Below are 21840 nucleotides of genomic sequence, written 5' to 3'. Positions count from 1 at the left end.
TTAAATATTAAATAAATAAAAAAAGCCCCCGAAAATTTCGGAGGCCCTGATTATATGATGTTTTAATTATAATTTAAAATTATATCCTAATCGCAGCGCAAACTGCCCCGTTCTCATAAAGTATAAATCTGAAGCACTGTTGTTAACATAACCTTCATACTTTGCACCAACTTCTAAGCCATTGTTCCATTCGTAACCAAGCCCGCCAGTATAAATAAAATTCATGTTTGCACCATCTTTCAATGCAAGTCCCGTACCGAGCCCACCAGTGAGAAACATTCTATCGATAACAAAAGCTTTTACACCTCCTACCAACGGTATAAACTCGAAATTCAATGGACTTCCCTTCCATTTTAATTTAGTGTATCCACCAGAAGCAGTAACAGCTACCGCTGGGCTCAAATCATATTGTAATCTTAAATCAGCTCCGTAACCATAATCCATTTCCGATCGATCAGGAAAAATACCAGCTTGTGCACCAATGCCTACTTTAAATGCCATACCGCTATTAGTAGTTGATGTTGTAGTCATTGTTTGAGCATTTGAGACTGAGGTAATGCCAAAAGCCATCATTATGGCTATTGCAAAAAATCTTGTAGTTGTTTTCATTTGAAGATGTATTAAAGTAAATAATAGGTTTACATTATATACGACAATACATTAAATGCAGATTTAATAAAAATGATTTTTTTGAAATTTCTGAAAAATAAAAAAGCCTCCGAAAATCCGGAGGCTTTTTTATTTTATTCTTTATTATAATCTATTGTTATAATGAGAACCCATAAGCTAAACGGATTCCGGCAAAGCCGATGCTGCCATTATTTGAATAACCTTCATATTTAGCTGCTAAATCTAAACCATTGCTCCAGGCATAGCCAATAGCTGGCGAATAAACAAACGCAGTTCCTGCACCTTTATTGGTTCCAAAACCAGCACCAAGTTCAGCTAAACCATAAGCTCCTGAACCTGAATCATTGAAGAAATATTTAGCACCAGCTTTTACAGGAATAACACCAAAGCTGCCACCTCCATAGGTATCTTTTATAGAAAAGTTATTGTAACCCGCAGTTACTGGGATAGATAATTGTTTATCAACATTGAATTGATACCTGATATCACCACCAATAACTAAACCATATCCTGTAGTAGTACCTGCTCCAACATTAAGACCTATACCTAAGTTTCTGGCTGCTGATTGTGCGTTTGCATTTGTAGAGAAAAATAAAGCTACAACAGCTGCTGAAGTAGCAATAATCTTAGTAATTGTTTTCATTTTAAGATAAATTATTTTGAGTTAAACGTATGCCGAAATATTTACAAATGCTGTGCCAAAGGAGCTTTTTCTAATAATTTAAACCTACATTTAGGTCATATTTAACTCACAAATAGGAATATTTAATGTATTGAAACTTTTTCTAAAATCTGTTGTTTTAGCAGGTTAATCGGTAATGAAGCATTGAGCCAGTTTATTTCAATTCCATCTTTTTCCATCTTTCTGAAAAAAGTATTTTGTCTTTTTGCAAACTGGCAAATCGCAATACCTAACCTCAATTTAAGTTCATCATAACTCAGCTCACCTGATAAGTAGTTCACAATAAATTTATATTCTAAACCATAAAAAATTAATGTTTCTTTAGCTACTCCTTTCGATATAAGATCTTTTACTTCCTCGATCATACCATTCTGTAGTCTTTGCTCAAGCCGGTCAATAATTTTTGCCCTGGTTACTTCAACTTCATTTTTCAATCCAAAAACTATCGCTTTAACTGGTGGACGTTCAGTTTCCTTTACTTCATTATGATTTAAATACTCAGCAATTTCAATTGCCCTAATTAGTCTTTTCTTTGATGAAGTATCGGCATGCTTCGTATTACTTTCAGGATAATCTTTAAGCTTAATGATCAATTGCTCTTTATCAAGCATTTCGAGCGACTCCCGCAATTTGATATTAACGGGAATTGCAGTATAAGGTTGATGCTGTAAAATGCTATGGATGTACATTCCGGTTCCGCCACAAAGGATTGGCAACTTTTTTCTGCTGCTGATATTTTCAAAAGCTTCATAAAAATCATTTTTAAATGCATCTACATGATACCTTTCACCTGGTTCAAGAATATTAATTAAGTGATATGGTATTTGAACACCATTTATATTGTATTCCCATAAATCTTTACCTGTTCCCAAATCCATTTGCTTAAAGATCTGGCGACTGTCGGCACTGATAATTTCGCCATTCAACGCCTCTGCAACTTGTACGGCAAGTTTTGTTTTCCCCGATGCAGTTGCACCTAAAATAATGATCAATGTATTGTCAGGCATATCAGAATTTTAAAATGAATTTTAAACTACCAGTGTTAAACACCGTATTATTATATTCAGCTGCATGATTAGTAATTAATTTACGACCCAGGTTTTCCATTAATTCGAAGTGCTGAGGCTTTAATATGTTAGTTTGTTCAAAGCCTAGCCTCAGGTAAGCCTCACCCGCTGACCAGTCGCGGTCTGCATAAGTCATTATATCATCTGGGTTTAATGCTTTTTCAACATGCTTAATCAACTTACTTAAGCCTCCGGTAATCGTGTAACCGCCTTTTACAGCAAACCTGATTAATTCGATCGATTTATAATCAACCGTATGATTCATTTTACGAAGTGCTGAAAAAGTAGCCACGGCAATTAATTCTTCTGCTAAAAACAACCCCAATTTATAACGGCTGCTTACCGCTCCTTGTAAATGATTTTCACTTAAAAACAAGTCTGCTTCTGGTTTAGTAATTTTGGCAACTTTTGTTTTTCGCCCATGAATTTTTCTGTTTTTACCCAATAGCGAATGTAGCCTGAATAAAACTTGCTGAGGTTTGGTTAACCAGACGTCTTCCCATAAATGAATAAGTTTTTTACCATTCATAATGGCTGATTCCTGAAGTTGAATCAACGCTTTGGCACAATAGTTAGTTTTTATATCAACAAGGTTAATGATAAGATTATATTCAGCGAAAGATATTAATGTGTACTCGTCCTGATTAAACTCAAAAACCATTTTCTGATCCGACAATGCGGTTAGAAAATGGTTGTGCCAGTCATTGGGTTGTATGTCAGATTTTGCGCTTGAGCTATTCAACTAAATCAGATTATGTTTTTGATAACGCAAATTTAGTTTTTCAGCGGGAAAACAGGTTTAAATCCATTCTTTTTCTTTAAAATTTGTATGGATAATTTCTATAAACGTTTCTGTCGCTCTAAGTTTTTCATTATTTAAAGCATCAATTTTTAACCCTGATTTTTTATCACCGAAATCAACAAGATCATTTCCCGAAGCTTTAAAATCTTCTGTGTTTAATTTCACTTCCACCTGATTCCCATTAATGTAAACTCCGGCAAAAAAGCGTTCTGTAACCTTTTCACCATCAGTCTCCACATTTTTCTCACTGTATAAATCATATCCGGTTTCTGAGTTTTCATGTACGGTATAACCACGGGTGGCGTAAGGGTGTAATCCTGCTCTTATGGTCTGGAAAATTTCTACTAGGTCGGTTTTCATAATTATAAAGTATAAACAATAAACATACCTAATGCAGTATTGTTTAGCTTTATTGCTTAAGCCACCATTTTTCAGTGGGAAAATCGCTGTTTAAAATAACAGTTTCACCTAACCTTGGTGTGATCAATTTTACTTTTTTCTTTTCAACCTCTGCAGTAACCCTTTCTATCGGATCAGTCCATGGATGCATGGATAAGCTGAATTTTCCCCAATGTACCGGCATTAAAATTTTGGCTTTCAAATCAATGGCCGCCTGAACAGTCTGTTCCGGAAACATGTGGATATATGGCCACATCAAATCATATTGTCCGCACTCCAGGAAAGCAATATCAAAAGGACCATAAGTATTTCCAATTTGCTCAAAATGGGTGTCAAAGCCCGAATCACCACCAATAAAAAGCTTATAATTATCAGCTTCGAGCACAAAGGCAGACCATAAAGTCTGGTTTCGTTTGAATTTTCTTCCTGTAAAATGGCGTGCAGGCACAGCAGTAAATTTCAATGAATCGGTTAAGGCAATTGATTGATCCCAGCAAAGCTCATTTATTTTATCAGGAGAGATCCCCCATTTTTCGAGATGCGATCCTACCCCAATGGAAGTAACAATTGTTTTTGCATTCGGTGCTATTTTTAAAATACTCTGGTAATCAAGATGATCGTAATGATCGTGGGTAATCACGAGTATATCAATATCTTTAAAATCTTCAGCTTTTACGAAGTCAGTTCCCGGAAACGCCTTACTGCCTATGAAAGAAAACGGTGAAGGTGCTTTACTAAATACCGGATCGACCAAAATTCTTTTATCATTTAATTTTAAAAGATAAGATGAATGACCAAACCAGATAATTTCAGGAGCCCCACCTTTGGCCTTGGTGTTTAAATCGGGTTTTATTGTATTTAAAGGCTTTGAGGGGATTTTGCCAGGATGTTTCCCAAACAGAAATTTTCTGAAAATCTCAAAAAAACTAACCCCTTCGGGTTGCATCGGTGTAACTGATAGATTTTGTAAGGCCCCATCTTTGTAATTGGGAAGGTGCTGAATGGCTTTTAATCGGCTTCCTTTTGGTAAACGGCCAAATACCGGAAGATTTAAAATAAGGTATGCAAGTATTGCAATAATAACAACGATATAAATTAAGATCATCTTAAAATTTTAAGCCTCTAATTTATATAAATTGAGATAACTGTTAAGTCAGCTAAAAGCAAAATAAATTTCTTCTTTTAGCCGACCAGTATGCTATTATATATACAATCCAGAATAATGACTTTTGTTAATAATCATCGTTTAATGCAAAAATAGGCTTTCTGCTCATCCACTGTCCGCCAGTAAAATCCGGAAAATCAATTGTTTCATTTCCCATTTCAATAGATTGCTCGCTCAATGGCGTAATTGCACTCCAGGCTGCAGCGTCGTAAACGTCTAAAGGTGTTGCCTCTCCCCGTTTCGCCGCTTCAATAAAAGCATGGATAACAAAGAAATCCATACCACCATGCCCGGCACCCTGTGCATCGTTTCCATATTTTTTCCAAAGAGGATGATCATATTTATCAAGCCATTGCTTTGCATCATCCCAGGTATGAGGCTTACTAACGCCCTCTACGTAAACACCTTTGTTTACATCCATCCATAAACCTTTAGTGCCCTGAAATCTAAATCCAAGAGAATAAGGGCGTGGCGAATTGGTATCATGCTGCAGGATTATCGTTTCACCATTTGCACAACCAATAGTAGTGGTAACAATATCGCCTAATTTGAAATTAACCTTTGCATTAGGATGTGTTTCCCCACCTTTTTCTACAATATATTTATGTAAACCGAGTGATTTTGTTGAGAATGAATTTAATTTAACGAAGCGGTTACCCCTGTTAATGTTAATACATTGAGCAACGGGGCCAATGCCATGTGTCGGGTATAAGTCGCCATTACGATAAACCGAATGATTTGTTCGCCATCTAGCTTCTGAAAACCCTTTCTCACCAAACTCTACACCATGACCATAAGGATTAACGCCATCGTTGAATTTTACCTCTCTTAAATCGTGCTGGTATCCTCCCTGAAGATGAAGCATATCACCAAAAATTCCTTGACGAACCATGTTCAATGCAGCCATAACATCGCGGCGGTAGCAAACATTTTCCAGCATCATTACATGTGCACCACTGCGTTCTGCAGCATGTACAACATCCCAATGATCCTGAAGGTTAATACCTAAAATTACTTCAGTTGCCACATACTTAATACCTGATTCAATGGCACCTAAAATCATTGGTTTGTGAAGTTCCCATGGTGTTGCGATCACAACTGCTTTAATACCTTTTAGTTCAAGCATTTTTTTCCATGCATCCTGGCTTCCGGTAAAAATTTTAGGCATCGCTTTACCACTCTTTGCAATAATAGCCTTGCTCATCTGCAGCATTCTGTCGTCAACATCACATATCGCCACTAAATCTACATCCTTCCTTTTTAAAAGTAAATCAAGATGATTTTGTCCACGCAGGCCAACGCCTATCATTACAACTTTAATTTTCTCCTCAGCTGCTGCTGCAAACAAAGTTTTATCAGGAATGGCTGCAAATGCTGCCGTTGTTAAGCCTGTGTTTCTTACAAATTCTCTTCTGTTCATTAAGTGGTTAGTATATGTTTATGACCCGAATGTATAAACTTTTAAGTACTGGCAGAAAAGAAAAGCATTTAAAAAACAACGCAAACGTTTGATTAATTTCGTATTATTACACAGTAACAAATTTTGTATAGCTTAGCGACCAAAATGCAATCGAAGCCAACTACAATTAAGGAAATCGCCAAAATCTTAAACCTTTCGCCATCAAGCGTATCAAGAGGTTTGCATGATCATCCCAGTATTGGAGCGGTTACACGCGAAAAGATTAAGCAGCTTGCAAAATCATTAAATTACGAGCCGAATAATGCGGCTATCCTTTTTCAAAAAGGCAAAACCTACACCATAGGGGTAATTTTACCAAAACTATCTGAGCATTTCTTTTCTACGGCCATTTCAGCTATTGAAGATGAGGCATTGAAAAAAAACTATACCGTAATTTTCGCCCAATCGCATGATGATTTTGAGAAAGAAGTAAGGTTGGTCGAAAAAATGAAAAATCAACGTGTAGATGGTTTACTGGTTTCTGTAACCAAAGACACATCAAACTTCGATCATTTCGAAAAACTGAAAGCTTTTAATATCCCTGTTGTATTCTTCGATCGGATTCCTCCTTTTAAAAATATTCATTATGTAGCTTGCTCGCTGGAAAGTGCAACAATAAAAGCAGTTAATTTTCTTTTAAAGAAGGGACACAGATCAATCGGTTTAATAAATGGACCTGCAACTTTATTTGCCAGCGGTGAACGAAAAGATGGATACATGCAGGCAATTAACTTTAACAGATTAAAATTCGATCCATCGTTGGTTGTTAATTGCGATTTAACCGAAACGGGAACCATTGAGGCCGCAAATATTTTAATTAATCATAAGCGGAAGCCAACGGCGATAGTTGCATTTAACGATTACGTTGCCTTGTTTTTAATCAGGTATTTAAAAAAACTAAACCTTACCGAATCAATTGACATTGTAAGTTATGCCAACTTGCCAATAATGGATTATTTAGATTATTCGCCAATTGCATCTGTCGAACAAAATCCATACCTCCAGGGGCAAAAAGCAACTAACATCCTGCTCGATTTGATCAATAGCCCAAACCCCGAAAATCAGGCCTTTTACAATACAATTGTAGAATCTGACCTGATTGTTAATGAAAAATAAGGTCGCACAAAATCAAACGTTTGCGTGAAAAAACTTATTTTTATTTAAGCTGCCAGGTAAAATATTGTACACTTTTTTAAAAGCTACTGTAAAATGTTGTGCATTTTTATAACCTACCAGATAAGAAACTTCACTAACACTTTTCTTTTCAGCAGATAAATAGTAAAATGCCTTTTCCATTCTGATTTTGTTGAGATAGCCAAATACGGTGTAGCCTGTTAATTCTTTAAAACCGATCTTTAGTTTATAATCGTTTATACCGGCAGTATGCGAAAGTTCGATGAGCGAACCGGGTGATTGTATATTTTCTTCTAATATTCTTTTTACCATTAATATTTTGTCGATATCGTGTTTTTTTAGCGATAACTGTGTTTTATTAATCGCCTTGTTGATTAATAAAAAAAGTAGCTCATAAATTTTCGCTTCCATGTAAATCCGTAAAATTCGTTTATGCTTTGTTTGATTTACAATAGCATTTAAAATCAGCCTGATCTCAGGTTCTATAGCCTGCGAATCATAATAGCTTATATCTTTTTTAAATTCCACACCAGTTAAATTTCTGTAATGGATATCGGTAAGCTGTATATATAGGTATTCGGTTGGCTTGCTAAAACTAACTACCTGCTTTTTTAAGCCTAAATTAATAGATTGCTGGTTTTTACTTAAGCTGATTACTTCACCATTAGTTTCGTTACTACACTTCATCCCTCCTTCCAGACAAAATAAAAAAGCAATGTTTGGACTGTCATTTTCGAAAAATACCTGTATCTGCTTTTCCGAATTTGTTTTAACATGGCTTATATGGGTACCAGAAAACCATGTTTCTTTCACAACGATGGTATAGTTACGGCCTTTAATTGTTTTAGCAAATTCTTCAATACCTAAACTTGTATCGAAATTTTTTGGATAAGTATCTTCAATAAGTAGCTTTCCGCTTTGAGCATCGGTTAATTTAAACTTCATTTTTTGCTAGTTGCTGTTAATCATTGATAAAAAGCATATTCCATAAACTACTATTTAGAATACTTCTTAATAATCCGTATTGCGTTATTAATTATCCGTTTCACGTTATCCGCTTTAACTGATTATATACAAATTTGCACAATTATTTATAATTAGTCTAAATAAATGAAAGTATATTTATCAATTGCTTTAGTGTTTTGTGGATTTAGTGCTATAAGTCAGGAGGTTAAATCCGATACAACGCAGGCAAAAGATCTAAAAGATGTTGTTATAACAGGTCAATACGGGCCTCAAACTTTAAAAAATTCAGTTTACAATGTAAGAACAATAAGTGCTGAGCGAATCAGGTTAAGAGCAGCTACCAATTTGCAACAAGTGTTAAATACCGAACTTGGATTCAGGTTTACAAATGATTTGACCCTGGGTACTACTGATGTATCATTGATGGGCATGACCGGAAGAAACATTAAAATTCTACTCGATGGCGTGCCTATGGTTGATCGGTCGGATGCAAGGGAAAGCCTTGGCCAAATTGATATCAATACCATCGACAGAATTGAAATTGTAGAAGGACCGATGTCAGTTGTATATGGAACTGATGCACTTGCTGGCGTAATCAATATTATAACCAAAAATGCTGGGAAATCATTACTCAGCATAAGTGCCAGGGTACAGGAGGAAACGGCAGGTAAGCAATACCATGCGTTTACAGGTAATGGCTTACATAATCAGAATTTAAGTGTTAGCTGGCAGAAGAAAGGCTGGTCAGCCTTAATTGGGGCTTCACATAATGACTTTGGCGGATGGAACCTGGCTCCAAAAACAGCTTTCCTGCAAGAGTTTAATAACTGGGGTACGCAATGGAAACCCAAAGAACAATGGCTTGGTAACACCAAAATTGGCTACAGGAATGAGAACTTTAATATCTGGTACCGCTTAGATGCTCTAAATGAAGATATTGACGCCCGCTTTGGTATCAACCCAAATACCTATGAGGGGAAGCTCGCTACCTATACAACCAAACGATATACCCAACAGCTTCAGTCTGAATGGAAAGTTAACCAGAATTTTCAGCTTACAGCCATTGCGGGTTACACGGATTTGCAGCGATCTACCCGTACGGTGAACCATAATTTCACCAACAATACGGAAAGACTAACTACTGATGCCGGTGAGCAGGATACTGCGAAATTTAATGCAACTATTTTCAGGGCCACTGCAATTTACAAGCTGAACAATACAGTTTCGTTTCAACCTGGGTTTGAATACAACAGAGATGCGGCATCCGGGCAAAGAATTGAAGGTTCACCGGTTATTAACGATTATGCATTGTTTATTTCATCGGAAATTAAACCTGCTGATGGGATAAATATCCGTCCTGGATTAAGGTTTATTAAAAATTCTGTTTACGATGCGCCTCCGGTAATTCCATCATTGAACACTAAATTTCAGCTTTCAAAAGCCTTCGACTTAAGATTAGCTTATGCCAGGGGATTTCGTTCGCCTGCGCTACGGGAGTTGTACTATGATTTTGTGGATGCCAGCCATAATATTTTAGGTAACCCTAATTTAAAGGCAGAAGAATCCAACAGCTTTAATGGTTCATTGGCCTGGTCGGGAATTAGCACAAAAGACATACAATTCCGCTCTACACTCGCAGGATTTTTTAATAAGTTTAAGAATAAAATCGATTTCGGTATCGACCCTGCTGATAATTCTACCACCACATTATTAAACATCAGCAACTTTAAAACCATAGGTACAACATTAGATAATACTTTCATCTTTAAAAATTTACAGGCTAATCTTGGTGTATCTTATATCGGTTCATTTCATGATTACTCTGAAGCGGCATCTTTTTCAGGCAAGAAGATTGTATGGTCGCCCGAAGTTACAGCCAACCTTACCTACGCCATTAACAGCCTGGATGGAAACATCAGTTTATTTTATAAATACACCGGAGAAAAACTAGGTTTTCAGACTGACCCAAATAGTGCTGCCCTTGCCTATTTACCTACAAAAATCGGTGCTTTCAGTTTTGCTGATTTAATGCTGAGTAAGAATTTTTATAAACGACTTACATTAAATGCTGGTGTTAAAAACATTTTTGATGTTACACAACTAACAAATACTTCAACTGCTTCAGGTGGTGCACATAGTACAGGTGGTGCATCGATACCATCAAGCTACGGGCGCTCTTATGTTTTGGGTTTAACCTACAACTGGAGCAAATAATAATGAATTAATAATTAAACATTTAAAATAGAAACATGAATAAATTTAACTCCATTATCGCAATCGCTCTCGTAGCGGTAAGTTTTACTGCCTGTAAAAAAGACAGTGAAGAACCTATTATTGTTGCTCCCCCTTCTGATGGCAGCACTTTAACATTAAATGGTTTGATTTCTACTGAAGCAGGAAGTGCAGCCGGAAACAGTGTTTATGTAGATTTCAGTACCGACAAGCAAACCGCTGTTGATCGCGATAGCTGGGACTTAGGATTTTATTCAGGTACTGATTTCAAAGTGATACTAAACGCTACAAACGGTTCTTCGGCATTACTGGTTAATAAAACAGATTTAAATAGCGTAACAACCGCCGATTTTGATGCTAATTTACTTAAAGTTGGCCAGGGAGGTGGCGTTTTAACAGCGACAGCTACACAACCTGTTGTTATTGATGACCCAAGGGAAGCAAGTATTTTAAATAAAACGGCTATCGCTGCTATTTCAGCCACTGATGCCGACAATAAAGTTTATATAATCAACAGGAAAGGCGGCGCAAATACTGTACTTGCGAATGAGGAATTATATAAGATCCGCGTAATCAGAAAAGGAACAGGCTATACTTTACAATACGCGAAAGTTACTGAAACTACTTTCAGAACTTTAGACATTACAAAAAATGCAGAAGCCAATTTCCAGTTTGCTTCTTTAGTTAGGGGTACAACGGTATCTGTTGAACCTGCAAAAGCCAGTTGGGATATTGTTTGGGGCTACAGCATGTACTACACGGCAACTTTCCCCTATGCTTTTTCTGACTTGGTGTTCATCAATAATTTAGGTGGTGCATCTGCTGCACAAATTTCTACTTCAACAAAAACCTATGCTGCATTTGCTGAAGCTGATTTATCTGCAGTTACATTTTCAACTTCAAGGGATGTAATTGGTTCTACATGGAGAAATACAACCGGAACAGCCATTGGCGTAAAAACTGATGTATTCTATGTACTTAAAGATGGTTCAGGAAATGTATATAAATTGAAATTCAACAGCTTTATCTCTAACGATGGTGGTACCCGTGGTAAACCGGTTATTGAATATAAACTGATTAAAAAAGGATAAATAAATCCTTATAAAGTTATGTTTTGTTAGTTGGATAATGGCTCACCGCGATGGTGGGCCTTGTCTTTTTTAGGGGTTCAGCTATTGGAGAATTCTGTTAGATGTTGACTATAAATAGCCCTAAATGCAAAAAGGTCCCGGTATTAAACCAGGACCTTTTCGTTCATACTCATGAAATATTATTTTCCAGAGTTTTTCTTTTCAGTTACTTCTGCACGGATTTCTTGTGCTAAAACTTTAAGATCTTGCATTGCTTTACGCACACGTGTACCAGCAGCTGCATTGCCAGCGTTATAAAATTTTTCTACATCTGCTTCGATAGCAGCAACAGCAGCTTTAACTTTTGAGAATTTTTCCATCGCTAATTGATGTTTTTAAGGTTTAAAAAATTTATTTTGTCAATAATACATATTTACCTTGAATTAACAAGAGAAAGCAAATATTAATTTGAAAGAAGTTTTGCACATTTTTAATTGCTAACATGCCCCCTACAACTATTTGAGGAGTATTTTTTCTTTTTTTGTCTGATAAAACAATACACTTAAACTAACTGATTGCTTAGTTTAATCAGGTTATCGAAAGTATGATTTGCACTACTTATGCATTGCTGATAATCAGCTGCCAAAACACTGTCGTTCAATACAGAAACGAATGTTTTCCATTTAGCACCAAGTTTTTCTCCATATACACCATAATAGTGCAGTCCATCTTCGTGGTTTGTAAAATTTGGATTAGCCAATATGTGTTTTTTTATCACATTACCGCCTAATGTAGCACCCTCGAGTACATACAATGCACCTAAAACTGCAGCAGTATTTTTTTCCGGAACAAATAACTCGAAATCTAACCCTGGTAAAGAAAGTGAATCTATTTTCCAGTACGCTAAATCCTCTTCCAATGCAGCTAATTTAAACCTGGTATTCATTTCCAATTGCTCGGCTATGTTCGTATCGAGCATATTCGCTAGTTTGTTTTCAAGTTTCTGATGAATAATATAATTAACGGTTAGTAGCTTTTTGTAGTTTTCAATACTTAAAGTGTTGTTCATAATTTCGTTTACAAACATTAACGACTCTAATTCTTTATGCTTTTCAACAGTTTCAGTTCTCAATAAATTGGCAATCATAGTATATTATCAAAAATTATAAGTAATTAAAAAACAAAAAATTCGGATTTTGCAATCCGAATCTCTTATTGTATGCTAAATTTCAATTGATCCGTAAGTGTTGGTTAAACCAGAAATCGTGTACCGAGTGTACACATTTTACCAGGTTATCATAACCATTTGGTTTTGTTAAATAGGCGTTTGCCCCAAATTCTATTGAAGCTTTAACATCGTCAGGATTATCGCTGGTCGAAAACAAAATAACAGGTACACTCTTTAAATATGGAATATCTTTTATAAACTTCAATAAATCTAAACCTGATAAGCCGGGTAAATTTAAATCGAGTAATATCAATTTTGGCTTGGTTTTATGTTCAGCAAAGGCCTGCAGCTTTAATAAAGCTTCTGTACCATCTTCAACTATCGTTAAATTTAATGTATCCTTTACCTCCTGGACAGCACTTTGCATAAAAAATGCATAGTCTATATCATCCTCAACGTAAAATATATCCGGCGTTTTCATTTTTCTATCTGTTCTTAAAAGCTACGTAAAAAGTAGATCCTGCATTTAATTTACTTTCAAACCAAACCCTACCATTATGGCGTTCCACAATTCGTTTTACTATAGCCAACCCTACTCCTGTTCCATCAATGTCTTTAACATTGTCCATGCGCTTAAAAAGCTCAAAAACCCTGTCGTAATAACGGTTATCAATTCCCATACCATTATCTTTTATGTAATAGATGGTTTCATCTCCATCAGCATAGGCCGATACTTCAATTTTTGGTTTTTCAACCATTGATGAGTATTTTACAGCATTGCTAATCAGGTTTGTAAATACTTGTGCAATGAGTGTTTTATCCCCTTTCAAATCTGGCAATTGGCCTAAAATCAGTTCGGCCTTGTCTGCTTTAAAAGCCGTCCACACCTCTGTATTTATTTCTTTTAACAAAGATTGCATGTCAACGGTTTCAAAATTTATTTCCGAACGGCCAACCCTTGCCAGGTTAAGGATTTCCTTAATTAAAAAGTTCATCTTATCTGCACCTGTTAAAATTCTATCAAGCATCATCTTCCCGTTTTCATCAATGCTTTTATTTTTCAGCATCAATTCTGCATAGGTTTTGATCGACGTAAGTGGCGTCCTCAAATCGTGTGATATCGTATAACTAAAGGTATCAAGCTCTTCGTAAGCAGCCTGTAACTTCTCGTTTAATAACCTGATTTCGTTAGCCTTTTTGTTAACATCAGCAATAATGATTTCACGGATACGAAGTACTGATGATACTTCTTCTGCCAGCCATTTCTCCGAAGTATTATTCACCACCTGCGACCAGGTTTCGAATGATTTTCTTGGTGATAAGCTCAATAAGCCATTTTCAGCCAGATGTGCTGGCTTTTCCGGATTTCCTGCCCAGTTAACCGTTGCAATTTGCTCAGGTTTAAACCAGATAATCATTTCATTTAGCTCTTTGCTTAATGAACAGGATAAAATCCCCGATGCCGTTGATTTATATTTTTTGGCGGGATGAAATATTTCCGACAAGCGATGCGTATAATAAATCGACTCATCATTGGATGATTTCAGCCATTCGGCAAGCTCCAGAATTTCTTCATCAGCAGGTACATTGCCAATCGTTTTCAACTCATTTTCAAAAATCAGGGCAACACCGGTTGCTTTAGTTGCATCGAGTATAGTCTTTTTATGTCCGGTTAAGGCATCTACTAAATATTTATCACGGTTTAAATGTTCAGCTAAAATACTGGCTGTATCTTTGAATTCCTGTACAATTTCCGAATCTTCCTCACCCTGGCGGTATTCCAGTGCCGACGAAAGGATTTGCCCGATCAGTTTTGAACCCTCACGAGCCTTGTAATCAATAAATTTCGGGCTATAATTATGGCAGGCAATTAACCCCCACAATTCGCCATGCGAAATCAGCGAGATACTGAAACTCGATTGCACACCCATATTTTTGAGGTATTGAATATGTATGGGCGACACCGCTCTTAAACTACTGTTTGTCAAATCGAGCGGGTGGTTTTCCTGAAAAGTTAGTATTGGCGCATCTTCTGTATTTACATCGGCTATTAACCTGGTCAAATTAAGTTTGTATAATTCGCGGGCTTGTTTGGGAATATCAGATGCAGGATAATGCAAGCCAAAGAAAGGTTCCAGATCATCATTTTTTTCTTCAGCAACTACCTCCCCATGCCCGTCATCCAGAAACTTATAAATCATGATTCTATCATAATCAATCAACCGCTTTACCTCAATTGCAGCACCCTGAAGCAATGCAGAAACACTCTTCCCTTGCAGCATTGATGAGGCTGAACGGCCTATCGAACTCTGGATGTCGTATTGTAAGGTAACCGGTTCAAACTCCAGTAACCAGTCTTTTGGTGAAGAAGAAATAATCAGGTAGTAAGGATGATCATTCACCTCAACAGGATGCGGGGAAATTGCATCGAAGCTTTTTCTGATGATCCCCAGTTTCAGCAAGTCTTCTATATTAAATTCCGGGTCTTGCTGTTTTATCAAGCTATTTAAAGCAGAAAGTGGTTTTTCTAATAAATCCTTAGATGAACTTTTTAAAAAATGTGCCGCATTTTCACTGATATAAGAAATATTTAATGTGCTTTTATCGGCAGCAATTAAAAAACCGTGCGACTGGATCTTACCAGGTATATGTATGGGTTCCTTATCACAGTTCGTCAGGTCGACAGAGAATTTATTCATAGTATATTATTATTACAAATGTATTGGAATTTATGAACTATCAGTCAACAAACTCATTTTAGAAAAGTTCTGAATAATTTAATTCAGTTTTGCTGTTTATTTTTTATTATATATTTGTTGAAATTTTAAAATTACCTAGTTGGCGAAAAAAAATATTTTGGTTGTAGAAGACAATCATGCAATCTTAGATGTTATTACCTTAATTCTGGAAAGCGAAGCTTTCAATGTTGCCGGCTTAAATAAGGGGGCCGATTTTATTAATCACGTACAGGAGTTTAAACCGGATGTAATCATCATGGATATCATGCTGCCTGATACCGACGGCCGTGTATTACTCAAAGAACTTAAGGAAAACGAAAGCACTGCTCAAATTCCGGTACTAATGATTTCTGCCAGGTACAATGCTACTAACTATGTAACTAACGAAGATGTTACTGCTGATGACTTTATGGCGAAACCTTTTAACATTGATGAACTGATGGATAAAATTTATGCGCTTTTAAAGAAAGAGGCTAACTAATCTGCCATTCCCGGTAATTTAATTCCCCCTTCTTTTAAATTCTCCATAAGTGCTTTCTGAAAAGAAAGCTTAGTATCCATAAAACCATGGGCTTTTACCCAAAGGTTTAAACCAACCTTATAACCACTATCGTCTAAAACAGAAACCCCGATTCTTCTTTCAGGTGTTTTAAGGCGGTTTTTAAATTCATCAACCGTTTTATTAAAAATAGCTTCTACTGTGTTGTAATCTATGCCATAGCTAAATTTAATTTCGATATCCAGTCTACGGCTACCTTGTTTACTGATGTTGATAATCACTTCATTTGATAGTTTGCTGTTTGGTACCACAACCGTACGGTTATCAAAGGTGGTTACAATGGTGTAAAATATCTGTATCGATGTAACTGTTCCTTCCTGTCCCTGTGCAATAATGTTATCGCCAACTACAAATGGTTTAAGCAAAAGTATAAGTACGCCACTGGCAAAGTTTTGTAGTGTTCCCGAAAGCGCCAAACCTGCAGCAACACCTATACCACCAATAAGAACCGTAAGAAAAGTGAGTTCAATACCGATAATCTGCATTACGGTTAGTACAAGTAAAATGCGGAGTGTTATTAAAATCAGGCTGGTTAAAAATGGCCGAAGTGACGGATTAACATCCTTCCTGTGCATACCATTGGATAGCCACTTACCCAGCAGTTTAATTAACCATAGCCCCAAAAACAGTAAGGCTATACCTAACAGAACTGATGGCCCTTTCGCAATTATCCAGTCGTATATTTTATCGTAAAAATGGTTTAACTTATTTGCATCTAGCTTCATATAGTATTGATTGCGTCTTTCTTATGGTTTTTTATGTTTAACCGGAGTATCTTTAGTAACATTTATTTTTTTTGCATCTTTTGCCGATGGCGTTTGACCATCAGTCCCTTTTGCTTTTGCACTTTTCGGCGCTGTAGCCTTGCTACTTTCAGCCTGTGTTTTTGAATTTCTCATAATATTTATTCTTCACTCAACCAGGCTTCGGCTTTTTCAAGTTCGTCAGGTTTAAAACCCTTCGACCTGCCTGGCGTAGCCATATTAAAGATAGCAGTGAACCATTCGACACTTTTTTCGGAGGTTACAATAGCAATTTTCTTCCACTGGGTAAAATGTTGTAAACCTGCTTTGGCATCCTGTATCCATGCTCCTGCCGTAAAGTTTTTAACTGCTGTGTCCAAAACCAGCATATACCTGATTTCATTAAAACGATCGGCTGTTCGCTGTAAACCTGGTAATAACACATTCTTCAGGTCATTGCTGTCAACTTCTCCTGTTGCCCTAACGGCAAAAATATTGTCGGGTAATCCGGTTATCTCTGCAAGCATATTATTCTATTTACTTAATTAAGAACAACACTTTACTTAAGAAGTTTGGAAATTCAATAAATTCTAAAAAGTGGTGAATACCTGAAAACAGTTATCTGATTGATAATGTTATGGTATGATAATTCATCACAATAAAAATTAACCTTATGAAAAGCAATTTATTAAAAGTACCGGCAGCTTTGTTTGTTGTTGTTATCATGGCTATTTCTGCCTGTACCAGCGAAACAAAAACAAATACGGCAACTGATTCTGCAGCTGCAGATACAAGCGTAGCACTAAAACCCGCAGGTCCGCCTCCTGAGTGGGGAAAGACAATAAAACCTGAAATGCAGGCAGTAATTGAAAAATTAACCAGCTATGGCGATAAACCGCTAGAAACACTAAGCGCCACCGATGCCCGTAAAAACCATACGCCAACCGATGCGGTAATGGATCTGGTAAAAGCGAATAAAATAACGGTGCCACCGGTTAAGGTTGATACCATGGGACAGGATATTGATGTTAGTGGTGGTAAAATACACTTAAGGGTTTACACGCCAAAGGGAAGTAAGGGTCCGTTTCCTTTAATTGTTTATTACCATGGCGGAGGTTTTGTTATCGCTAACCTCGATGTATACAATGCATCAGCTCAGGCCTTGGTCGAACAGGTTGGCGCTATTGTGGTTTCAGTTGCTTACCGCCTGGCACCCGAAAATAAGTTTCCAACAGCGCATAATGATGCTTTCGCTGCTTATGAATGGGCTGTTAAAAATGCGGTAAGCCTAAAAGCTGATCCTGCTAAAATTGCTGTTGCCGGAGAAAGTGCAGGTGCTAATCTTGCTGCCAATGTAACGATAATGGCCCGCGATAAACACATTATGGTACCGGTACACCAGCTTTTGGTATATCCGATTGCACAGGCAAACATGGATACCGAATCGTATAAAATGTATGCAGATGCAAAACCATTGAACAAGGCAATGATGGGCTGGTTTATGGAAAAATACCTAACCACTATGATTGAGGCACAAAGTCCAAAGATTTCATTGGTTAATGCCAATCTAAAAGGTTTGCCAGGTACCACAATTATTACCGCCGAAATTGATCCTCTTCATGATGATGGCGTAATGCTTGCCAACAAGTTATCTGATGCAGGCGTTAAAGTAAACAGCCGTAATTATGAAGGAGTAACGCATGAGTTTTTCGGAATGGCTCCTGTTGTTCCTGAAGCCAAAGCTGCACAAACCTACGCCGCAGAACAGCTTAAAGCAGCCTTTAAATAAATACGGTGCAAAAGCAAAAAAAGGAAAGCAGATCTTGCTTTCCTTTTTTATTATGCGCCCTTTTTCGAGCCTAAACTTTGCATCAACTGTTCGTATAAATCATCACTCTTAGCCTTTTGTGGTTTCATTTTTTTCACAGTTGCACGCTTACCTTTCGATTTAGCCTTAATTATTTTAAGCAGCTCATTAGTGTACTCATCTTTAAAACTGCTCAAATCAAACTTCGAGCTGTACTGCTTTATCAATGCTAAGCCCACGTCCATTTCCTTCTTGGTAATGTTAATAGCCTCCACTTTGTTAATTTCTGAAAGGCTTCTGATCTCTTGTTCAAACCTGATTTTTGTAATCACAATAACACCATCCATTGGATGGATAACACAAAGATTCTCCGTGTTACGGAGCACAAATCTGGCTATACCCGCTTTACCTGATTTCTCGAGTGCTTTTAATAGTAAGGCATAAGCTTTACGCCCCTGCTTTTCGGGTTCAGTATAATAGGATGTTTCGTAATAAACCGGATTAATATCCTTTATATCAACAAAGTTCTCCAATTCGATAATTTTAGTCTTTTCAGGTGCCGCTTCCTCAAAATCATGCTTGTCAATAATAACATACTGGTCTTTTAAGAAGTAGCCCTTAACAATTTTTTCGAAAGGAACTTCTTTGTGTGTATGCTCGTTAACCCTGAGGTATTTAATTTTAGCATGATCACGCTCATCCAGCATATCCAGATCCAGGTGACTGCTTTGCACCCCTGAAAATAACTTCACCGGAATATTTACCAGCCCAAAACCTATTGCACCTTTCCAAATCGATTTCATAATTTAAAATGTAAGTTCTAGAACTAAACAAGCGCTAATTTCAGATTGTTTTTATTAACCCTAAATACAATTTCATCAACCAAACTATTTAAGATATGTAATGTTGTTAAGGTATAATCTACCTGAAATGATGAGAATTGCGTATATATCAACATACCCTCCACGCGAATGCGGTTTGGCAACTTTTAACCAGAATTTAGTTAATGCTTTAAGCCTGAATACGTCATACGATGCTACCAAAAGCTTTGTAATAGCAATGAATGAATCGGATAAGCCCGACGAGCATCAATACCCTGAGGAAGTTAAATTTATCATCCGACAGCAAAATCAGCAAGATTATATTGATGCAGCAGAATTCATTAACAATAGTGATATCGACACCTGTATCATTGAACATGAGTTCGGAATTTACGGCGGCAATAGTGGTGTGTTTCTTTTATCCCTACTGAATCGCCTTAAAAAACCTTTTATTACCATCCTGCATACGGTTTTAAAGGAACCCGACTTTATGCAGCAAACCATTATTAAAGAAATTGCCTCAAAGTCTTCGCGTATTGTGGTGATGAGTAAAAAAGCCGTTCTTTTCTTAACAAGTATTTATCAGATTCCGGCAAGTCAAATCAAACTGATTGAGCATGGTGTGCCCGATCTGGAGCCTGAAGAACACAATCCGGTGTCGCAAAGCGAATTGTTCAGCAATAGAAAAGTGCTGTTTACCTTTGGTTTGATCAGTCGCAATAAAGGGCTTGAAACAGTTATTAAGGCGTTGCCCTCAATCGTTAACAAACATCCTGAAGTACTTTACGTTATCCTCGGAAATACACATCCGGGCGTTGTAAAGCACAACGGCGAGGAGTATCGCGACAGCCTAAAAGCACTCGCCGAAGAGTTAGGTGTATCACGAAACGTTGCATTCGTAAATAAATTCGTTTCTGAAGAAGAACTTCATCAATATTTAACGGCTTGCTATTTATACATTACCCCCTATTTGAACGAAGCACAGATTACCAGCGGAACTTTATCTTACGCCATTGGTGCCGGTGCAGCCGTTATTTCTACCCCTTATTGGCATGCCCAGGAATTATTGGCCGATAACCGCGGTAAATTATTCGACTTTAAAAACGATGAGCAACTTAGCCAGATTGTAAATACACTGCTGAACGATGAGGAAAAATATCTGCAACTTAAAGATAATGCCTATCGTTATGGCTTAAACTTAAGATGGCCGGCTATAGGAGATATTTATATGAAAGTATTGGATGAGGCCCTTGCCAATGGTAAAAAATCACAACGTACTATTCCACCGATTATTGATGTAGATAGCATGCCTGCGCTGAATTTAAGCCATATTGCACTGTTAACAGATGATACGGGTATTATTCAGCATGCAAAATTTGGTATCCCTAATTTAAAGGAGGGTTATTGTATTGACGATAATTCAAGGGCGTTAATCCTCTCCTTACTGGCATACGGACAAGATAAAAACCAGCAGGCATTAAAAATGATGCCTGTGTACCTGAGTTTTATCCAGTACATGCAACTGGATGATGGAAACTTCAGAAATTTTTTAAGCTTTAACAGGAACTACCTTGACGAAGTAGGTTCAGAAGATTCTTTTGGCCGTACAATCTGGTCGCTGGGAACCCTTATTTGTAATGGCCCTAACAATTCTTACCGCGAATTTGGCAGAGAACTGTTTTCTAAATCTGTGCCTCATTTCAAGGCGCTAAAGTATTTACGTGCCATGGCAAATACCATTATTGGCATTTCACAATACCTGTGTGCACATCCCGGCGATGAACTTTTAATTACCGAAATCAACAGGCTTTCGAAATCATTGCAGCAGGCCTACATCGCAAATAAAGATGGCGAATGGCACTGGTTCGAAGATATCTTAACTTACGATAATGCCATTTTACCTTTAGCACTGTTAAACCATTACGAAGTAACCGGAAATCTTGAGTCTTATCGCATAGCGATGGAAAGCATTGAATTTTTAAATAGCTTCTCCTTTGAAAATGGCTACCTGAATCCTGTTGGAAACGCCGGATGGATGAAAAAGAACGGCAAAAATCCCATTTACGATCAGCAGGCACTGGAAACTATGGCCATGGTATTGCTTTACTTTAAAGCTTTTGAACTGACTAAAGATGACAAATATTTAAACCTGATGCAGATCAGTTATGAATGGTTCTTGGGCAAAAACAGTTTACATATACCATTGTATGATTTTGAAACACATGGCTGTGCCGATGGCCTGCAGTTTAATAGTGTAAACAGAAATCAGGGTGCTGAAAGTACTTTAGCGTATTTTATTTCCCATTTAACGGTTTTAAAAGCCGCCGAAATAGAATTCCAGACCTTTTCCTCCCCCTTGATTACCGAAGATAAATGTGTTTAATTAAACGCTTTAAAA

General features: G+C 37.1%; 22 protein-coding genes. 6 read left to right on the top strand and 16 right to left on the bottom strand.

What is annotated here, in order from left to right; all coding sequences use genetic code 11:
- Positions 1 to 66: 66 nt before the first annotated feature.
- From R2R71_RS00675 to R2R71_RS00645, 7 genes are all read right to left on the bottom strand, one after another.
- Positions 67 to 609: a hypothetical protein gene (locus R2R71_RS00675; RefSeq protein WP_316829310.1), complete on the bottom strand. Its 543-nt coding sequence runs from the start codon at positions 607 to 609 to the stop codon at positions 67 to 69.
- A 157-nt stretch (positions 610 to 766) separates the two neighbouring features.
- Positions 767 to 1273: a hypothetical protein gene (locus tag R2R71_RS00670; RefSeq protein ID WP_316829309.1), complete on the bottom strand. Its 507-nt coding sequence runs from the start codon at positions 1271 to 1273 to the stop codon at positions 767 to 769.
- 122 nt (positions 1274 to 1395) lie between these two features.
- Entirely contained in the window at positions 1396 to 2319 is a 924-nt protein-coding gene (miaA, locus tag R2R71_RS00665; RefSeq protein WP_316829308.1) for a tRNA (adenosine(37)-N6)-dimethylallyltransferase MiaA, read from the bottom strand.
- Between the two features lies 1 nt (position 2320).
- On the bottom strand, positions 2321 to 3055 hold the full coding sequence (locus R2R71_RS00660) for a hypothetical protein (protein WP_316829307.1): 735 nt from the start codon (positions 3053 to 3055) through the stop codon (positions 2321 to 2323).
- A 123-nt stretch (positions 3056 to 3178) separates the two neighbouring features.
- Complete coding sequence (locus tag R2R71_RS00655) at positions 3179 to 3541, bottom strand: hypothetical protein (protein WP_316829306.1); 363 nt, start codon at positions 3539 to 3541, stop codon at positions 3179 to 3181.
- A 49-nt stretch (positions 3542 to 3590) separates the two neighbouring features.
- The gene (locus tag R2R71_RS00650) at positions 3591 to 4685 is read right to left on the bottom strand and encodes an MBL fold metallo-hydrolase (RefSeq protein WP_316829305.1); all 1095 of its coding nucleotides are present in this window, start codon (positions 4683 to 4685) and stop codon (positions 3591 to 3593) included.
- A 127-nt stretch (positions 4686 to 4812) separates the two neighbouring features.
- Positions 4813 to 6165, bottom strand: a complete 1353-nt coding sequence (locus R2R71_RS00645) for a Gfo/Idh/MocA family protein (RefSeq protein ID WP_316829304.1) — start codon at positions 6163 to 6165, stop codon at positions 4813 to 4815.
- A gap of 144 nt (positions 6166 to 6309) precedes the next feature.
- On the opposite strand from R2R71_RS00645, the gene R2R71_RS00640 reads away from it, so the two are divergent.
- Positions 6310 to 7320, top strand: coding sequence for a LacI family DNA-binding transcriptional regulator (locus R2R71_RS00640; protein ID WP_316829303.1), 1011 nt, complete (start codon positions 6310 to 6312; stop codon positions 7318 to 7320).
- 12 nt (positions 7321 to 7332) lie between these two features.
- Here R2R71_RS00640 and R2R71_RS00635 read toward each other — a convergent pair whose 3' ends face one another.
- Positions 7333 to 8283, bottom strand: a complete 951-nt coding sequence (locus R2R71_RS00635; protein ID WP_316829302.1) for an AraC family transcriptional regulator — start codon at positions 8281 to 8283, stop codon at positions 7333 to 7335.
- A 165-nt stretch (positions 8284 to 8448) separates the two neighbouring features.
- Between R2R71_RS00635 and R2R71_RS00630 the strand changes: the two genes are divergently transcribed.
- Together R2R71_RS00630 and R2R71_RS00625 are read left to right on the top strand one after the other, a co-directional pair.
- Positions 8449 to 10518 (top strand): TonB-dependent receptor, encoded by a 2070-nt coding sequence (locus R2R71_RS00630; protein WP_316829301.1) that lies wholly within the window; start codon positions 8449 to 8451, stop codon positions 10516 to 10518.
- A 35-nt stretch (positions 10519 to 10553) separates the two neighbouring features.
- Positions 10554 to 11627 carry an HmuY family protein gene (locus R2R71_RS00625; RefSeq protein WP_316829300.1) on the top strand — a complete coding sequence of 358 codons (1074 nt, stop codon included), beginning with the start codon at positions 10554 to 10556 and terminating at the stop codon, positions 11625 to 11627.
- A 179-nt stretch (positions 11628 to 11806) separates the two neighbouring features.
- On the opposite strand, the gene R2R71_RS00620 is transcribed toward R2R71_RS00625, so the two are convergent.
- The 4 genes from R2R71_RS00620 to R2R71_RS00605 form a co-directional block, all read right to left on the bottom strand.
- Entirely contained in the window at positions 11807 to 11986 is a 180-nt protein-coding gene (locus tag R2R71_RS00620) for a hypothetical protein (RefSeq protein ID WP_056096518.1), read from the bottom strand.
- 182 nt (positions 11987 to 12168) lie between these two features.
- Entirely contained in the window at positions 12169 to 12753 is a 585-nt protein-coding gene (locus R2R71_RS00615; RefSeq protein WP_316829299.1) for a biliverdin-producing heme oxygenase, read from the bottom strand.
- 82 nt (positions 12754 to 12835) lie between these two features.
- Positions 12836 to 13255, bottom strand: a complete 420-nt coding sequence (locus tag R2R71_RS00610) for a response regulator (RefSeq protein ID WP_316829298.1) — start codon at positions 13253 to 13255, stop codon at positions 12836 to 12838.
- A 4-nt stretch (positions 13256 to 13259) separates the two neighbouring features.
- The gene (locus tag R2R71_RS00605; RefSeq protein ID WP_316829297.1) at positions 13260 to 15473 is read right to left on the bottom strand and encodes an ATP-binding protein; all 2214 of its coding nucleotides are present in this window, start codon (positions 15471 to 15473) and stop codon (positions 13260 to 13262) included.
- A gap of 139 nt (positions 15474 to 15612) precedes the next feature.
- On the opposite strand from R2R71_RS00605, the gene R2R71_RS00600 reads away from it, so the two are divergent.
- Complete coding sequence (locus R2R71_RS00600; protein WP_316829296.1) at positions 15613 to 15993, top strand: response regulator transcription factor; 381 nt, start codon at positions 15613 to 15615, stop codon at positions 15991 to 15993.
- Here R2R71_RS00600 and R2R71_RS00595 read toward each other — a convergent pair.
- From R2R71_RS00595 to R2R71_RS00585, 3 genes are read right to left on the bottom strand one after another with little or no spacing between them, the layout of a single operon-like run.
- Positions 15990 to 16796, bottom strand: coding sequence for a mechanosensitive ion channel family protein (locus tag R2R71_RS00595; RefSeq protein WP_316829295.1), 807 nt, complete (start codon positions 16794 to 16796; stop codon positions 15990 to 15992). The genes R2R71_RS00600 and R2R71_RS00595 overlap by 4 nt on opposite strands.
- 21 nt (positions 16797 to 16817) lie before the next feature.
- A complete protein-coding gene (locus R2R71_RS00590) occupies positions 16818 to 16970 on the bottom strand; it encodes a hypothetical protein (RefSeq protein ID WP_316829294.1) in 153 nt (50 codons plus the stop codon).
- Between the two features lie 5 nt (positions 16971 to 16975).
- A complete protein-coding gene (locus R2R71_RS00585; RefSeq protein WP_316829293.1) occupies positions 16976 to 17341 on the bottom strand; it encodes an STAS/SEC14 domain-containing protein in 366 nt (121 codons plus the stop codon).
- Between the two features lie 146 nt (positions 17342 to 17487).
- Here R2R71_RS00585 and R2R71_RS00580 point away from each other — a divergent pair, with 146 nt between their 5' ends.
- Positions 17488 to 18603 (top strand): alpha/beta hydrolase fold domain-containing protein, encoded by a 1116-nt coding sequence (locus R2R71_RS00580; protein WP_316829292.1) that lies wholly within the window; start codon positions 17488 to 17490, stop codon positions 18601 to 18603.
- 50 nt (positions 18604 to 18653) lie between these two features.
- On the opposite strand, the gene R2R71_RS00575 is transcribed toward R2R71_RS00580, so the two are convergent.
- Positions 18654 to 19424, bottom strand: a complete 771-nt coding sequence (locus R2R71_RS00575; RefSeq protein WP_316829291.1) for a Ku protein — start codon at positions 19422 to 19424, stop codon at positions 18654 to 18656.
- A gap of 127 nt (positions 19425 to 19551) precedes the next feature.
- Between R2R71_RS00575 and R2R71_RS00570 the strand changes: the two genes are divergently transcribed.
- A complete protein-coding gene (locus R2R71_RS00570; protein WP_316829290.1) occupies positions 19552 to 21825 on the top strand; it encodes a glycosyltransferase family 4 protein in 2274 nt (757 codons plus the stop codon).
- Positions 21826 to 21840: the final 15 nt, after the last annotated feature.

The sequence above is a fragment of the Pedobacter aquatilis genome (assembly GCF_032678405.1).
Taxonomy (GTDB): Bacteria; Bacteroidota; Bacteroidia; order Sphingobacteriales; family Sphingobacteriaceae; genus Pedobacter; species Pedobacter aquatilis_A.
This window is presented reverse-complemented; position numbering and strand designations above follow the sequence as displayed.

Excerpts from the sequence above, each read along its gene's own strand:
- R2R71_RS00610 (WP_316829298.1), bottom strand. The coding sequence starts at position 13,255 with ATGAAAACGCCGGATATATTTTACGTTGAGGATGATATAGACTATGCA.
- R2R71_RS00650 (WP_316829305.1), bottom strand. The coding sequence starts at position 4,685 with ATGATCTTAATTTATATCGTTGTTATTATTGCAATACTTGCATACCTT.
- R2R71_RS00635 (WP_316829302.1), bottom strand. The coding sequence starts at position 8,283 with ATGAAGTTTAAATTAACCGATGCTCAAAGCGGAAAGCTACTTATTGAA.
- R2R71_RS00630 (WP_316829301.1), top strand. The coding sequence starts at position 8,449 with ATGAAAGTATATTTATCAATTGCTTTAGTGTTTTGTGGATTTAGTGCT.
- R2R71_RS00625 (WP_316829300.1), top strand. The coding sequence starts at position 10,554 with ATGAATAAATTTAACTCCATTATCGCAATCGCTCTCGTAGCGGTAAGT.
- R2R71_RS00585 (WP_316829293.1), bottom strand. The coding sequence starts at position 17,341 with ATGCTTGCAGAGATAACCGGATTACCCGACAATATTTTTGCCGTTAGG.
- R2R71_RS00590 (WP_316829294.1), bottom strand. The coding sequence starts at position 16,970 with ATGAGAAATTCAAAAACACAGGCTGAAAGTAGCAAGGCTACAGCGCCG.
- R2R71_RS00620 (WP_056096518.1), bottom strand. The coding sequence starts at position 11,986 with ATGGAAAAATTCTCAAAAGTTAAAGCTGCTGTTGCTGCTATCGAAGCA.
- R2R71_RS00595 (WP_316829295.1), bottom strand. The coding sequence starts at position 16,796 with ATGAAGCTAGATGCAAATAAGTTAAACCATTTTTACGATAAAATATAC.
- R2R71_RS00675 (WP_316829310.1), bottom strand. The coding sequence starts at position 609 with ATGAAAACAACTACAAGATTTTTTGCAATAGCCATAATGATGGCTTTT.
- miaA (WP_316829308.1), bottom strand. The coding sequence starts at position 2,319 with ATGCCTGACAATACATTGATCATTATTTTAGGTGCAACTGCATCGGGG.
- R2R71_RS00655 (WP_316829306.1), bottom strand. The coding sequence starts at position 3,541 with ATGAAAACCGACCTAGTAGAAATTTTCCAGACCATAAGAGCAGGATTA.
- R2R71_RS00605 (WP_316829297.1), bottom strand. The coding sequence starts at position 15,473 with ATGAATAAATTCTCTGTCGACCTGACGAACTGTGATAAGGAACCCATA.
- R2R71_RS00615 (WP_316829299.1), bottom strand. The coding sequence starts at position 12,753 with ATGATTGCCAATTTATTGAGAACTGAAACTGTTGAAAAGCATAAAGAA.
- R2R71_RS00570 (WP_316829290.1), top strand. The coding sequence starts at position 19,552 with ATGATGAGAATTGCGTATATATCAACATACCCTCCACGCGAATGCGGT.
- R2R71_RS00645 (WP_316829304.1), bottom strand. The coding sequence starts at position 6,165 with ATGAACAGAAGAGAATTTGTAAGAAACACAGGCTTAACAACGGCAGCA.
- R2R71_RS00670 (WP_316829309.1), bottom strand. The coding sequence starts at position 1,273 with ATGAAAACAATTACTAAGATTATTGCTACTTCAGCAGCTGTTGTAGCT.
- R2R71_RS00575 (WP_316829291.1), bottom strand. The coding sequence starts at position 19,424 with ATGAAATCGATTTGGAAAGGTGCAATAGGTTTTGGGCTGGTAAATATT.
- R2R71_RS00580 (WP_316829292.1), top strand. The coding sequence starts at position 17,488 with ATGAAAAGCAATTTATTAAAAGTACCGGCAGCTTTGTTTGTTGTTGTT.
- R2R71_RS00640 (WP_316829303.1), top strand. The coding sequence starts at position 6,310 with ATGCAATCGAAGCCAACTACAATTAAGGAAATCGCCAAAATCTTAAAC.